The 14,573-nt window shown below is 63.6% G+C and carries 11 protein-coding genes; 3 read left to right on the forward strand and 8 right to left on the reverse strand.

The features are described 5' to 3' along the window. The first annotated feature begins 52 nt into the window (after positions 1 to 52). On the forward strand, positions 53 to 760 hold the full coding sequence (locus tag CDV46_RS05850) for an SIMPL domain-containing protein (RefSeq protein ID WP_087688672.1): 708 nt from the start codon (positions 53 to 55) through the stop codon (positions 758 to 760). Between the two features lie 84 nt (positions 761 to 844). Here CDV46_RS05850 and CDV46_RS05855 read toward each other — a convergent pair whose 3' ends face one another. Then, positions 845 to 3,280, reverse strand: a complete 2,436-nt coding sequence (locus CDV46_RS05855; protein WP_217896717.1) for a DNA polymerase II — start codon at positions 3,278 to 3,280, stop codon at positions 845 to 847. A 207-nt stretch (positions 3,281 to 3,487) separates the two neighbouring features. Here CDV46_RS05855 and CDV46_RS05860 point away from each other — a divergent pair, with 207 nt between their 5' ends. Continuing rightward, positions 3,488 to 4,615, forward strand: a complete 1,128-nt coding sequence (locus tag CDV46_RS05860) for an aminotransferase class V-fold PLP-dependent enzyme (protein ID WP_087688674.1) — start codon at positions 3,488 to 3,490, stop codon at positions 4,613 to 4,615. A 131-nt stretch (positions 4,616 to 4,746) separates the two neighbouring features. On the opposite strand, the gene CDV46_RS05865 is transcribed toward CDV46_RS05860, so the two are convergent. The 6 genes from CDV46_RS05865 to dctP form a co-directional block, all read right to left on the reverse strand. Continuing rightward, positions 4,747 to 6,279 carry a malonate--CoA ligase gene (locus tag CDV46_RS05865; protein ID WP_087722053.1) on the reverse strand — a complete coding sequence of 511 codons (1,533 nt, stop codon included), beginning with the start codon at positions 6,277 to 6,279 and terminating at the stop codon, positions 4,747 to 4,749. A gap of 118 nt (positions 6,280 to 6,397) precedes the next feature. Next, positions 6,398 to 7,132 carry an enoyl-CoA hydratase/isomerase family protein gene (locus CDV46_RS05870; RefSeq protein ID WP_441339312.1) on the reverse strand — a complete coding sequence of 245 codons (735 nt, stop codon included), beginning with the start codon at positions 7,130 to 7,132 and terminating at the stop codon, positions 6,398 to 6,400. Positions 7,133 to 7,256: 124 nt separating this feature from the next. Then, a complete protein-coding gene (locus CDV46_RS05875) occupies positions 7,257 to 8,828 on the reverse strand; it encodes a malonyl-CoA decarboxylase domain-containing protein (RefSeq protein ID WP_254915944.1) in 1,572 nt (523 codons plus the stop codon). Between the two features lie 42 nt (positions 8,829 to 8,870). Then, on the reverse strand, positions 8,871 to 10,214 hold the full coding sequence (locus tag CDV46_RS05880) for a TRAP transporter large permease (protein ID WP_058375490.1): 1,344 nt from the start codon (positions 10,212 to 10,214) through the stop codon (positions 8,871 to 8,873). Then, positions 10,211 to 10,798 (reverse strand): TRAP transporter small permease, encoded by a 588-nt coding sequence (locus CDV46_RS05885; protein ID WP_087722055.1) that lies wholly within the window; start codon positions 10,796 to 10,798, stop codon positions 10,211 to 10,213. Before CDV46_RS05885 ends, CDV46_RS05880 begins: the two co-directional genes overlap by 4 nt. Beyond that, positions 10,795 to 11,841, reverse strand: a complete 1,047-nt coding sequence (dctP, locus tag CDV46_RS05890) for a TRAP transporter substrate-binding protein DctP (protein ID WP_441339309.1) — start codon at positions 11,839 to 11,841, stop codon at positions 10,795 to 10,797. The genes CDV46_RS05885 and dctP overlap by 4 nt, the downstream gene beginning before the upstream one ends. 335 nt (positions 11,842 to 12,176) lie before the next feature. Between dctP and CDV46_RS05895 the strand changes: the two genes are divergently transcribed. Continuing rightward, complete coding sequence (locus CDV46_RS05895; protein ID WP_087688679.1) at positions 12,177 to 12,848, forward strand: GntR family transcriptional regulator; 672 nt, start codon at positions 12,177 to 12,179, stop codon at positions 12,846 to 12,848. Between the two features lie 63 nt (positions 12,849 to 12,911). Here CDV46_RS05895 and CDV46_RS05900 read toward each other — a convergent pair whose 3' ends face one another. Further along, a complete protein-coding gene (locus CDV46_RS05900; protein ID WP_087722056.1) occupies positions 12,912 to 14,375 on the reverse strand; it encodes an ankyrin repeat domain-containing protein in 1,464 nt (487 codons plus the stop codon). Between the last annotated feature and the right edge of the window lie 198 nt (positions 14,376 to 14,573).

The following is a 14,573-nucleotide window of genomic DNA, read 5'->3' on the forward strand; positions in this document are numbered from 1 at the left end:
GGTCAAACGTTCGCCAATCAGACGCGAACTTACATTCAAAAGAGGACAAACTATGCGCAAATCTCTCGCTGCCGCCCTGTTGATCGCCACTGCCGCCAACGCAGCCTATGCCCAGTCGGGCGACGAGTCGAACCGCCAGCTCGCGGGCGTGCTGGGCCTCGAAGCTCATGCCACGAAGGAAGTCGATCAGGACACCGTGCACATCACGATGTCGGCGGAAGAACAAGGCGCCGATGCCGCCACCGTGTCGCGCAACCTGACGCAAAAGGCGAACAATGCGATGGCCAAGGCCAAGACGCAGAACGCCGTGCAAGTGCAGACGGGTAACGTCTCGCTGTACCCGACGACCAACCGCGACGGCAAGATCACCGCGTGGCGCGGCCGCACTGAACTGCAACTGAAGTCGAAGGATTTTGGCGCAGCGTCGCGTCTGGCCAGCGAAATCTCCGGCCAGATGCAAATGGACGGCGTGTCGTTCTCGCTCTCGCGTGAAGCGCAGGAAAAGACGCAGGCCGAGTTGACCAATCAGGCCATCCAGGCCTTCCGCGATCAGGCGCAAAGCAACGCGACGGCGTTCGGCTACAAGAGCTACGCGATCCGTCAGGTGCAGGTCGGCGCCAACGCCCCGATCATGCCGCGCATGTATGCGATGAAGGCTGCGCCGATGGCCGCCAGCGCCGATGCCGCACCGCCGATGCAACTCGAAGGCGGCAAGACGCAAGTCACCGTGACCGTCTCGGGCACCGTGCAGATGAAGTAAGACGACGCGTCGCTATCGCATCAGGCGATCGACGCAACGAAAAAGCCGCCCTCACACGGGCGGCTTTTTTATTGGCCGTTTGACTTAAAACAACCCCATCTGCCGCGTCACCAGCGTGTCAAACGCATCGCCCACAAACGGCAGAATCGCGTCCGCGACAGGCTTGAGCTGGTTCTCCAGATAGTGCTCGTAGTCAAGCGCCGAACGGCGATCCTCAAGCGGCTCCGGCCCGCCCGTCGTCATCACGTAGCTGATCCAGCCGCCGTTCTGATATTGCGGCGGGCGGCCGTGACGGCGATTGAAGTCATCGGCGAGACGCGCGGCACGCACATGCGGCGGCACGTTGCGCTCGTAGTCGCCCAGCTTGCGTCGCAGCCGCTTGCGGTAAACCAGCCGGTCATCCATCTCGCCCGCGAGCGTGCGCGCGACATAATCGCGCACGTAGTCCTGATACGGTTCGCCGCGAAAAATGCGCGAGTACAGGTCTTGCTGAAACTGCTGCGCCAGCGGTGACCAGTCAGTGCGAACCGTCTCCAGCCCCTTGTAGACCACCGCCTCGCTTCCGTCTGGCTGCATCACCAGCCCCGCATATCGCTTCTTGCTGCCTTGCTCTGCGCCACGCACAGTCGGCATCAGAAAGCGTCGATAGTGCGTGTCGAACTCCAGTTCCAGCGCACTCTCCAGATCGTAGGTCTCTCGCAAGTGCGTGCGCCACCAGTCGTTGACATGCGTCACCAACGCCCGGCCGATGTCTTCCGCCTGCGCCTCTGTACGCTGCACGCGCAACCACACGAACAACGAATCGGTATCGCCATAGATGACCTGATAGCCGCGCGCCTGAATCAGCTCGCGCGTCTTGCGCATGATCTCGTGACCACGCATCGTGATCGACGACGCCAGACGCGGATCGAAGAAGCGGCAGCCACTCGACCCCAGCACCCCGTAGAACGCATTCATGATGATCTTCAACGCCTGCGACAGCGGCGCGTTCTTCTCACGCTTCGCTTCGTCCCGCCCCTGCCACACTTGCCTGACGATGGCCGGCAAACAGTGTCGCGTACGAGAGAAACGCGCGCCGAGAAAGCCCGGCACCGAATCGGCGTCGCCGGGACGATGCATCCCCTCCACCAGCCCGACAGGGTCAATCAGGAATGTGCGAATGATCGACGGATACAGGCTCTTGTAATCGAGCACCAGCACCGAGTCGTAAAGGCCGGGGCGCGAATCCATCACGAAACCACCGGGGCTCGCCGCCCCTTCGACATCGCCTACGTTCGGTGCCACATACCCCTGCCGGTGCATCGCCGGCAGATACAAATGCGTGAACGCCGCCACCGATCCGCCACTGCGATCCAGCGCCAGACCGGTCACTGCCGAGCGCTCCAGCAGGAACGACAGCAGACCGGTCTTCGCGAAAATGCGGGTGACCAGTTCGCAATCCTTCAGGTTGTAGCGCGCCAGTGCGGGCTTGTCCTCGGCGAACATCCGGTCGATCTCGGCCATTCGCTCATACGGCGTATCGATCGCCTTGCCCTCGCCGAGCAATGTCTGCGCCACGTTCTCGAGACTGAATGATGGAAACGTCCATGTGGCCGAGCGCAGCGATTCGATACCGTCGATGAATACGCGCCCCGGCGCGCTCGCGAAGAAGTGATTGCGATGCTCGCGCCATTCGAGCGGCGTATTGCCCCGCCCCAGCAAAAGGGGCGTCTGAAACCGCGTCGCGCTCTCGTGCAGCACGCGTAAATCGAACTGGATCAGATTCCAGCCGATGATGGCGTCGGGATCGTGGCGGACCAGCCAGTCGTTCAGGCTCTCGATGAGTTGCGCACGGGTGTCGCGATATTCCAGCGAGAAGTCGACATCGGCGGCCTCGGCGATGCCGTCACCGGCACCATTGGCCGGCCCAAGCATGTAGACCTGCCGCTGCCCGCAGCCTTCCAGCGCAATCGAGTACAGGTCGCCCTGGATGGTCGTTTCGATATCGAGCGACACGATGCGAAGCGCCGGGCGGTAGCGCGGCGCAGGCTTCATCCGCACGTCAGTGATGAGTCCGCCGGGACCATCGCCACTATCGCCACTATTGGCACCATCGGAGTCACTGGAACCATCGGCCCCCATCTGCCCGGCGAACTCCACCGGTGCCGTAATGAATCGCTCCATCAGAAAGCGTTCGGGCGGGCGAATGTCAGCTTCGTAGACATCGATGCCCGCGCCGCGCAGCAGCGTTTCCAACTTGAGCAGCGGACGTTGATGGCGGCAGTACACCCCCAGCACAGGCCGGCGGTGAAAGTCCGTCAGTGCCAGCTCGCGCAATTCGTACTGGTCGGATTGGCGTTCGTTGCGCAGCAGCATCTCCACGCGTGCGCGTTGTTCGGCAGGGACGAAAACGACATTGGTCTGCACGGGCAGCCGTACCCGTCGCGGCCCGTCGTCGGTGGCGAGCCAGAACTCGACTTCAGTGCCGGCGGGCGTATCGCGCCAATGCCGTGTGAGGAGAAAACCGTGCTGTCGATCCACCAAGAGCCGCTTTACGTATGCAAGATGAGGGGGTTACTGCGCTTCGCGTATTTTACGTCGCGGCGTCCGTAATTGCCCCACCAGCGCACCGACGGCCATATCGGAAGCACCGCCGCACGCCCCCTGCCCCCGTGGTCACTCGGGTTTCGTCACCCTAGCCATTCGGGGTAGGATGACGGGCACGCAGAAAGCTAACAGGAGACGAACATGACCAGCCTTATCCCGACTGTGGACCCCGATGGCCTGCTCGAATATTCGGTGGTCTACACCGACCGGGCGCTGAACCACATGTCGCAAGCCTTTCAGGGCGTGATGCGCGACATCTCGCGCGTTCTGAAGGATGTGTATCACGCGCAAGCCGCGATCATCGTGCCGGGCAGCGGCACATTCGGCATGGAAGCCGTCGCGCGCCAGTTTGCGACGAACAAGCGCTGTCTGGTCATTCGCAATGGCTGGTTCAGCTATCGCTGGAGCCAGATCTTCGACATGGGCAGCATTCCGGCCAGCACCGAGGTGCTCAAGGCGCGCCCGGTCACCGAAGGCCGTCAGGCCGCGTACGCCCCGCCCCCGATCGATGAAGTCGTTGCCGCAATTCGCGAGCACAAGCCCGAGATGGTTTTCGCGCCGCACGTTGAGACCGCTTCCGGCATCCTGCTGCCCGACGATTACCTGCGTGCCGTGGCCGACGCTACGCATGCAGTCGGCGGCCTGTTCGTGCTCGATTGCATCGCCTCCGGCACGATCTGGGTCGACATGGAAGCCACCGGCGTCGACATCCTGATCAGTGCGCCGCAAAAAGGCTGGAGCGCGTCGCCGTGCTGCGCGCTGGTGATGCTGAACGCCGCCGCGCGCGCAAAGCTCGACACCACCACCAGCACCAGCTTCTCGTGCGACCTGCGCAAGTGGCTCCAGATCATGGAAGCCTATGAGAAAGGCGGTTTCGCCTATCACGCCACAATGCCGACCGACGCTCTGAAGGTGTTACGCGACGTCATGCTCGAAACCGAAGCGTACGGCTTCGAGAAGGTGCGTGAGGAGCAGCAATCGCTGGGCGACAAGGTGCGTGCACTGCTCGCCGCCAAGGGATACCGCAGCGTGGCGGCGAAGGGGTTCGAAGCACCGGGCGTGATCGTGAGCTATACCGACGACGACGCCATTCACTCCGGCAAGAAATTTGTCGTACAGGGCATGCAGATCGGCGCAGGCGTGCCGCTTCAGGTCGACGAGCCGGCCGACTTCAAGACGTTCCGGCTTGGCCTGTTCGGGCTGGAGAAGCTTCACAACCGTGAGCGCACGATCGACAGTCTGGCAAAGGTGCTGGACGAGATCGCTTGAAAAACTGAAGAACTGAAGAACTGACGAAGCGACGAAGCGACCAACGCCAAGCGCGAAACGAAAACAAAACGGGAAGGCGCCACGCCCACCGGCGCACACGCCCTCCCGCCAGACCGATGACCGGTGACCGCTTACTTGAACCGGTCGCGCAACACGTTCTTCTGTACTTTGCCCATCGTATTGCGCGGCAGTTCGGTGACGAAATGCACGCGCTTGGGCACCTTGAAGTTGGCGATGCGCTGCTTGAGCCCATCGATCACGCTGCGCTCGTCGGGCGCAGCCGCTCCATGGCGCGGCACCACCACCGCCACCACCGCTTCGCCGAAGTCCGGGTGCGGCACGCCGATCACGGCCGATTCCGCCACACCGTCCATTTCGTCGATGAAGCTCTCGATCTCTTTCGGGTAGACGTTGTAGCCGCCCGAAATAATCAGATCCTTCGAGCGCCCGACGATGTGCACGTAGCCGTCGTCATCGAACTTGCCGACATCCCCGGTCTTGAAGAAACCATCCGCCGTGAATTCCTCGGCGGTCTTCTCCGGCATGCGCCAGTAGCCTGCGAACACATTCGGCCCCTTGACCTGAATGTGGCCGATATCCCCCTGCCCCACCGCCGCGCCGTCGTCGCCCACCACCCGCACGGTCACCTCCGGCAGCGGCACGCCCACGGTACCCGCACGACGCACCTGCGCGGCGTCGCCGTGATACGGATTCGAGACGAGCATCACCGTCTCCGACATACCGTAACGCTCGAGAATCGTGTGGCCCGTGCGCTCGCGGAAGGCATCGAACGTCTCGCGCAGCAACGGTGCCGACCCGGAGATGAACAGTCGCACGTTGCGGCACACATTGCGATCCAGCCCCGCTTCGGCGAGCAGCCGCACGTAGTACGTCGGCACGCCCATGAACACCGTGGCGCGCGGCAGTTGATGCAACACTTCGCGCGCATCGAACTTCGACAGCCAGATCATCTTGCTGCCCGAATACAGCGCCGCGTGACTCGCCACGAACAGCCCGTGCACGTGGAAGATCGGCAGCGCGTGCAGCAGCACATCGCCACCGTCGCGCTCGCCCCAGCCCCAGAACTGATGCAGCACGCGCGTGTTGCTCGCGAGATTGCCGTGCGACAGCATCGCGCCCTTGCTGCGCCCGGTCGTGCCCGAGGTGTACAGAATGGCCGCCAGATCTTCCGGTGCGCGCGGCACCGTTTCGAAGCTGTCGCCGAACCACGCGGCACGCTCCAGCAGCGAGCCCGTGCGATCGTCGCCCAGCGTGTACACATGCTTGGCACCGCTGGTGAAGGCGATCTTCGACACCCAGCCGAAGTTCGCCGGGCTGCACACCACCACGTCGGGCTCCGCGTTCTCGACGAAGTACGTGATCTCGGCGTCGCGATACGCCGTGTTCAGCGGCAGATACACGAGCCCTGCGCGCAGCGTGGCGAGATACAGCAGCAGCGCCTCGGGTGACTTTTCGACCTGTACGGCCACGCGGGCACCGGGGGCGAGATCCAGACTTGCGAGCAGGTTCGCAATGCGGGCGCTCGCGTGTTCGAGATCGTCCCAACTGTAGTAAAGCCCCTCGGGCGTCTCAATGGCGCACGCGGATTTGTCAGCGGGAAAGCGTTCGGCAAACAGTCGATAGAGATTGGCGTCTTGCGTCATAAACGGAACCGGATTCGAAATTATCGAAACGTCGATGGAAAAAGGAAAATCGGGGGATGCTGAAGTCCGCCCATAAAACACGACCTGCCCCGCCTCGCGGGCCGTCAGGTCACGCGCTTCATCGCCCCTGAAACACCGGCGGGCGCTTCTCGAGAAACGCGGCCACGCCTTCGCGATGATCGTCGGAATCCCAATACGCGAAGGCGCGTTGCCACTCGGCTTCGGACAACGCCGGCACGGCCGGTGCCAGCCGGGTAATCAGCCACTTGTTCGCTTGCGCAGCGAGCGGCGCGCCGGCCGCGATGCGCCGGGCGCAAGTGTAACCGGCCTCTTCGACCGACTCGTCGTCAACCACACGCGTCAGCAGGCCCTTCTCGCGGGCCTCGGCAGCGCCGAACACCCGGCCTTCGAGCAAAATTTCCAGCGCCGTAGCACGCCCCACCAGCGCTAACACGCCCTTGAGTTCGCCGGGCGCCATCGGAAACCCCAGCTTGTTGATGGGCACGCCGAAGCGCGAACCTTCGGAGGCGATGCGCAAGTCGCAATGCGCGGCGATCTCCAGACCGCCGCCCACGCACACGCCCTCGATCAACGCGACGCTCGGATGCCGGCAATTCGCCAGCGCTTCCAGCGTCGGCCCGATCACTTCGCCGTGATACCGGCGCAGGGCGTCGTAGCTACCGCGTTCGACGGGGAACTCCTCGATATCTGCGCCCGCCGCAAAATTACCGCCCGCGCCACGAATCACGATCGCGCGCACATGGGGCTCGGCGTCCAGTGCGAGCAGATGCGCCCGCAACGCGCGCCACATGGCCACCGAGATGGCGTTGAGCTTGCCGGGGTTCGAGAGCATCAGCGTCACCAGCCCTTCGTCCAACAGACTGTCGTCGCGCAGAACTTCGCTCACAAGTGTCTCCCTAAGTTTTGTAATTCGTGCCGGAGACGCGCAGCGCATCCCCGGCACGGGTTTCGGCGTTTTAAAGCAGCCGCGATACGGCACGTCCCAGCGCTGCCTCGCCGTCAATCAGCCGTTGCAGGTTGGCGTCGAGCTCATCGGGTTCGTAGAGATAGTTGACCATCATGCCGCACGACTGCTTGGCCCCTTTCTTCGAGAGATCGGCATGCCAGTTGATGCGCTCCACGCGGGCGCCGTTGCCCAAGTGAAAACGCGCCACAGGGTCACGCGGCTGCCCGCGCACGCGCTCACGCGCCAGATAGTGCGCAGCGAGTGCTTCGCCAATGGCCCGTTGAAGCGCCTGCGCACTCTTGCGCTCGGGCGACGCCTGCAACCACGCGACCAATTGTGCACCGGTGGCCTCGGCGGCCAGCGACGTATCCTGCGCGAGCAGTTTCAGTCGCTTGGGGCCAAGCGTTTGTGCGACACCGGTCGCCGGCAACGACTTCAACCAGTCGCTAAACCCCGGAATCGGCGAGAGCGTGGCGAAGTTGCGCAGCTTCGGAAAATCGACATGCAACTCGTCGATCACCCGCTTGAGCAGGAAGTTGCCGAAGCTCACGCCGCGCAGCCCCGGCTGCGTGTTCGAGATCGAGTAGAAGATGGCCCAGCGCACGCGGCGCAGGTCTTCGAGCGGCGCCTTTTCGTCGAGCAGTGAATGCACGTCGGCGGCCATGTCGGGCACGAAGGCGACTTCCACGAAAATCAGCGGCTCGCGCGGCATGCGTGGATGGAAAAACGCGTAGCAGCGACGGTCGGAATCCAGCCGGTTGCGCAAATCTGCCCACGAGGAGATTTCGTGCACCGCCTCGTAACGCATGAGCTTTTCGAGCAGCGACGCGGGCGAGTCCCACGTGATTGGATGCAACTCCAGCAGGCCAACGTCGAACCACGTCGAGAACAGGCTGCCGAGATCGTCCTCAAGCGTGGCGAGTCCCGGCAAGGCGGCACGGTGATGCAGCATGTCGGCGCGCCAGCGCACGAGAAACGGCAGGCCATCCGGCAACGCATTGAACCGCTTGAGAAAGCGCACGCGCTCGCTGCCGAGTGCGCCCGCCAACCCGCTGGCAGCACGCTTGGGTGCCGCTTCGCCGTCCTTTCCGCCCTCGCTACCCGCGCTGTCGGTACTGCCGCAGACGTCCGCGACCACATGCAGCAGCGCGAGCTGCCCGGAAGGAGACGCTTCGCAGTAGCGCGTCATGAAGTCGCGCGCCGCTTCGTTGGCCGCCGAATCCGTCAGCCGGGCCGACAGACACTGCGCCAGCTGACGGCGCAGGGCCGCTTCGGCGCGCGCGGAGAGCTTGGCCGGTTCGATCTTGCCGTCGCCCTTCGCATCGGGCTTGCCGCTCTCGCCCGGACCGCCCGGGCCACCCGCCCCGCCACGTCCGAACCACTGTCCCAGCCGCGCTTTCAGCGACGGCTTCGACGGCGACGGCACCGGTGCGCTCACGTCCACCGCGCTCTCGGGCGTCGTACGCTCCGAGGACGCGGACGACGATGACGACACCGACGACGCAACACTCATCGCCGTCGATGCAGACAAGGAAAGCGAGACCGGGGCGGTCATCGCGGACAGGATCGGCTCATCCTTCATGGCTTCCTCTCAAGTCGGACAATCAACTTAGGCCTGTTCACCCTACCCCATCACCCAATCCGGCAGCCACAGCGAGAGGCCCGGCATCAGGCAAATCAGGGCGACAGCGACAATCATCAGCACCACAAACGGCATCACACCCCAGACGATGTCGCGCAACGCAATGTCGGGCGCGGTGTTCTTGATAACGAATATGTTGAGTCCCACGGGCGGGTGAATCAACCCCAGTTCCATGACAATCGTCATCACCACGCCAAACCACACGAGATCGAAACCGGCCGCACGCAGGGGCGGCAGAATGATCGGCGCGGTCATCAGGATGATGCTCACCGGCGGCAGGAAAAAGCCGAGCACGACGACCATCAGCAAGATAGCCACCAGCAGCACCCAGCGCGACAGGTGCAGCCCCACGATCCACTGCGCGGCCGACTGACTGATGTGCAGATAGCTCATCACGTACGAATACAGCAGCGACATGCCGATGATGAACATCAACATCGTCGATTCACGCAGCGTGCTCGTGAGAATCGGCGCGATCTGGCGCGGACGCCACATGCGATAGATCACGGCGATGAGCGCCAGCGCGAGCAGTCCGCCCAAGCCGGCCGTCTCCGACGGTGTCGCATACCCGCCGTAGAGCGCCGCCATCACACCGATCAGCAACGTGATGAAGGGCAGCACGCGCGGCAGCAACGCAAGCTTTTCGCGCAACGTGGCGGGCGGTTCGTTGGGGAACGGTGACGGCGTGCCGTCGCGTGCCAGTGCGATCTGCGCGGCGCCATATTCCTTGCGATAGCGCCACGCCGCGTAGCACGAGAACAACCCCACCAGCAGCAGCGCCGGCACAATGCCCGCGAGGAACAAGCGCCCAAGCGACTGCTCGGCGGCCACCGCATAGAGAATCATCGTGATCGAGGGCGGCAGCAGAATGCCCAGCGTGCCACCGGCGGCGATGATCCCCGCAGCGAAGCCCGGCGAGTAGCCACGCATGCGCATCTCGGGAATACCGGCGCTGCCGATCGCAGAACACGTCGCCGGGCTCGACCCGGCCATGGCCGCGAACAGGCCGCAGGCAAACACGTTGGCGATGCCAAGCCCGCCCGGAATTCGCCGCATCCACGCGTGCAGCGCCAGATACAGATCCTGCCCCGCACGTGATTTACCAATCGCCGCGCCCTTCAGGATGAACAGTGGAATCGACAGCAACGTGATGCTGGCCATCTCCTCGTAGACGTTCTGGGTCACCGTATCGAGCGACGACGCCGGCATGAAACCGAACATGAACGCGACGGCTACGGCACCGAGGGCAAACGCAATGGGCATACCCGAGAACATGGCGACCAGCGTCGCACCGCCGTACAGCAGGCCAATCGTGAGCTCGCTCATACGTGCGTTCCTCCCTTGCGATTCGACGGTTGCCCGTCGTCAGCCCGGGGCCCCATCTCACAAGCGCCGATGGCGATTTGCAGCAGCAATTGCACAGTGAGCAAGGTCATGCCGCCCGCCATCAGCCCATAGGGAATCGCCAGCGGCGGACTCCACGTCGAGCTGCTGGTCTGCCCGTCGACATAGGCTTCCCAGAACAGCGTCCACGATTTCCATGCGAAGAATGCACAGAACGCGAACGTGGCGATGTCGACAAACCAGCGCCGGATACGATTCACGCGCGGCGAGAGCAGTGTCGTGATGGCCTCGATGCCGATGTGACCGCGCAGATGCTGCACGTGCGCGGCACTGACGAACGTCGCGCCCACCAGCAGGAACACAGCGGCTTCGTCCTGCCAGTCGGTGGCGAGCTTGAGCACATGCCGGGCAAACACGCTGTAGCTGAGCACCAGCGCGGCCCCCACGAGCGCGAGCATGCACGCGACCATGAGCAGGCGGCTCACGCCCTGCAAGAGGGCGTCGAGCCGGCGCAAGACGCGGGTTCGCGGCACCACGGGATCGGCCCCCATGGCGACCCCGCTCATGCAGGCACCTTCTCGGCGAGCGCGAGCAACTTGGCACAGGTGTCCGACTTGCTGGCGTAGTCCTTCCACGCCGTGCGCCGGGCAATGTCGCGCCACTTCATCACCGTGGCTTCGTCGAGGTCATAGACCTTCGCCCCGGCCTTGGTATAGACGCTGGCGATCTGCGCGTCGTCCGCCTTGGCAGCTTCGGTGCCGAACGCCTCCAGTTCCTTGCCGACTTGCAGAATGATCTGCTGCTGGTCTTTGGGCAGCTTGTCGAAGATCTGCTTCGACATGAGCAGCGGTTCGAGCATGAACCAGTAAGACTTGTTGCGCCCGGTGGTCAGATGCTTCGAGACCTCTTCGAGCCGGAACGACATCAGACTCGTCGACGACGTCATGGCCGCATCCATCGCGCCGGTCTGCATGGCGGCATACAACTCGTTGGATGGCAGCGAAATCACGGCGGCCCCGGCTTCCTTCAACATCATGTCCATCTCGCGGCTGCCGCCGCGCACCTTCATGCCCTTGGCATCTTCGGGGGCGACAAGCGGCGTCGAGCGGCTGGCGACCCCACCGGCCTGCCAGACCCAACTCACGATCACGATGTTTTTCTCCGCGAGCACGTCGGTCAGCACTTTGCCGATCTCGCCGTTGCGCCACGCGTTGCCTTGGGCGTACGACGTCACCAGCCCCGGCATCAAGCCGATATTGAGCTCACGTACCTCACCACCGGCGTACGGCAGCGGGTAAAGCGAGAGATCGAGCGCGCCCCGGCGCAACGCCGAGAACTGCGAATTGGTCTTCATGAGCGAGCTGCCCGGATAGACCTGAAATTTGAGCGCGCCATTCGTGCGCTTCTCGACTTCCTGCGCGAACTTGCGGCACAGCCGATCGCGAAAATCGCCTTCGGTGAGGGTGCCCCCGGGGAATTGATGCGAAATCTTGAGCGGACCGGTCTGCGCGAAAGCGCTGCCCCACGGGCTGGCCAGCCCGCCGGTCACGAGCGCCGATGCGGCGCCCAGCATGAGTTGCCGCCGCAGCGGGGAAAGTGTCGTCTCCATGGCGTCTCCTGTCACTTCTGTCAGTGATGAACCGGCGAAGCACGGTGTCTGACGTCGCCCGGGCCGAAGATCGCCCCGGGTGCACCACCGGCCCAACCGGCACTGCATGTACGGATGACTTGCTTTGTTTTTTGATATTTCGAGCGCTGAGGTTGCCGCACTCGAGATGAAATCGTATAGTTATTCCGCCACGGTGTATACAAATTGACCTCGTAAAAAATACACTTTCGGCGTTAACCCCGATCTTCAGGCAACGCTCACCGCGTTACCTTGATCGCAATTCCCCCATTCACGGCCCGGGCGACCGGATCGATTTACGTCCTAGCGAGAGCGTCATGACGGTAAAACCGAAGCGATCAGAAGCGCTGCGCCAGGCCATCGAGGAGAAGATTGCGCTGGGCGAGTACCCGCCGGGCATGCGGCTGGACGAAGCCGAGTTGTCGGCCACGTTCGGCGTGTCTCGCACGCCGCTGCGCGAGGCGCTGATTCAGTTGGGCATGTCGGGCGTGGTGGAGATGCGCCCGAGGCGAGGCGCGGTGGTCGCCGAAGTCGATCCGAAGCGGCTGTGCGAAATGTTCGAAGTGATGGCAGAGCTTGAATCGATGTGCGGCCGGCTCGCCGCGCGCCGCATCACTGACGCGGAGCTGGCCGAGTTGCGCACCACTCATCTGGCGAGTCAGGCGGCAGCCGAGGCACGCGATCTCGACCGGTACTACACCATCAACGCGAGCTTCCACGCGCAGATCTATGCGGCGAGTCACAACGCGTATCTTCACGAAACGGCGTTGCAGTTGCATCAACGGCTGCGCGTCTACCGCCGCATGCAGTTGCGCGTACGCGACCGGCTCGGGCACTCGTTTGCCGAACACGACGCCGTCTTCCGCGCGATCGAAGCCGGTGATGCCGACGCCGCCGCCGAAGGCTTGCGCGCCCACGTGACCGTGCAAGGCGAGCGCTTCGGCGACCTGATGGCGTCGCTGCGGGCGTTGGAACGAAAGGCGGGCTGAGCACCCCGGCGCCGGGCGCACGGGTCAACCGTCGAAGAATGCGTTTTTGACGACCCGACAGCGTTATTGCGTGCGAAACGTATGGTGGGCCGAGCTGAGCGGTCCGGTCCCGGGAAAATACGCCGCTTCGCCCGTCACAGCGTCACCGTACAAAGGGGCCGTCGTCGCGCGCTTGACGACGCGCGCCGGCTCGGTGGTGTGCGCCTGCGCAGCGCCTTGCACGTCGCCGGCAGGCAGCGCCGCGATCATGTTCTGAATCTCGCGCCAGAGCGCGGGGCGCTCGCTCGCCCGGACGAGATAGGCGGGCATCCCCGCAACAGAATGCTGCACGTCTGCGAGCAACCCGGCGATTCGCTGCGCATACGTTGCCCCGCCTTCGATGGGGCGCTGCCCCAGCGCCTGCGTGACGTTGCACCCCCGTTCGCGCAATGCGTCAATTGTCTGGCGCCAGAGACGAAGCTCATGAGCACTGGCGCTACCCTCGAACTCCAGCAACCGGGTGGCAAGCACTTGCACCATGAATTCGCCATCACCTTGCACACGCGCGTCGCCGCCTTGCAATACCCAGCGATCGGCGGCCACACAAGCCATTTCGATCAGCCCCGCGCGCGGCGATGCCAGCGATGAGGCAGCGGCGCCGGCGACGGCCAACGCGTCGTAACCATCGAACGACTGAACATCGAGACGGCCGCCGTGCCGGGCCAACATCGACATCGTTGTGCCACGCCCCGCAAGCACCGCGTGATGCATGGCCGTCCCCCCGGGCAAGTAATCCAAACCACAGGCAGCGCTGTAGCGATGTGCGCCGGACACCGCCTCGTTCGGATTTGCCCCGTAGCGCAGGAGTCGATCGACAACAGCATCGGGAACGACACGGCATAGCGCATACGGCAGCGGCGGTATGCCACCGAACGCTGTGGCATCGAGACTGGCACCGCAGGCCAACACAATGTCGATGGCGGCAACAGCATCCCGTGTCCCCGCGTCCGGAATGGCATGGTAGTGCCCCATGAACAAGTCGATGACGGCGCTCACGAAAGGCTTGCCCCCCGCCGCGTCAGCGAGGCTGTCCAACGACTCCCCGCGAAGCGCCAGCGCAAGCAGACGTAACACAACCGGTGTGTCGGTCATCGTTTCGGCAGCGGTCATATTCGCCGTCGTCGCGCGCCGGATCGCCACCAACACGTCCGCAGTGCTGGAGGTTTCTACGACAGCGCGTGCCACCGTTTGCATCGAGATGCCGTCCGACGCTGCCATCGCAGACAGAAGCACCTGTGCCGTGCGCTGTGCGACGCCTGCCGCGCGCAAATCGTCGAGCCCCCAGCGCGTGGGATCTTTCGACAACAGCGCCGCCACCGGCGCTGTTGCGCAATGCGAGATCGTCAATTGTTCGAGCACGGCGTCCAGCGAAGTCGCTGACGAACCATCGACGGTATTTGACACGGTTATCGCGCCGATTTGCGGTTGCGCAGACTGACTCGAATGCACGGGTGCGCTCACAGCAGCGGAAAGGACGTTGGTTTTCATCGGAATTCCTTGTTCTGAAAAAAGTCCATCATTTCGAAGAGCAGCATCTTGCGTTTTCTGCACGGCCTGATTGTCGGAAACACCGCGAGAGATGTGGTGAACCATTGCGTTGGCGCGATACCTGAAACGTTCCGATCCGAAAATCTCGCCGGGATGCGGCGAACCATGCGTGCCGCGTTGATCTCGCGCTGTGACCAG

Origin of the sequence: Pandoraea sp. PE-S2T-3, from assembly GCF_002179965.1 — a bacterium.
Classification (GTDB): domain Bacteria; phylum Pseudomonadota; class Gammaproteobacteria; order Burkholderiales; family Burkholderiaceae; genus Pandoraea.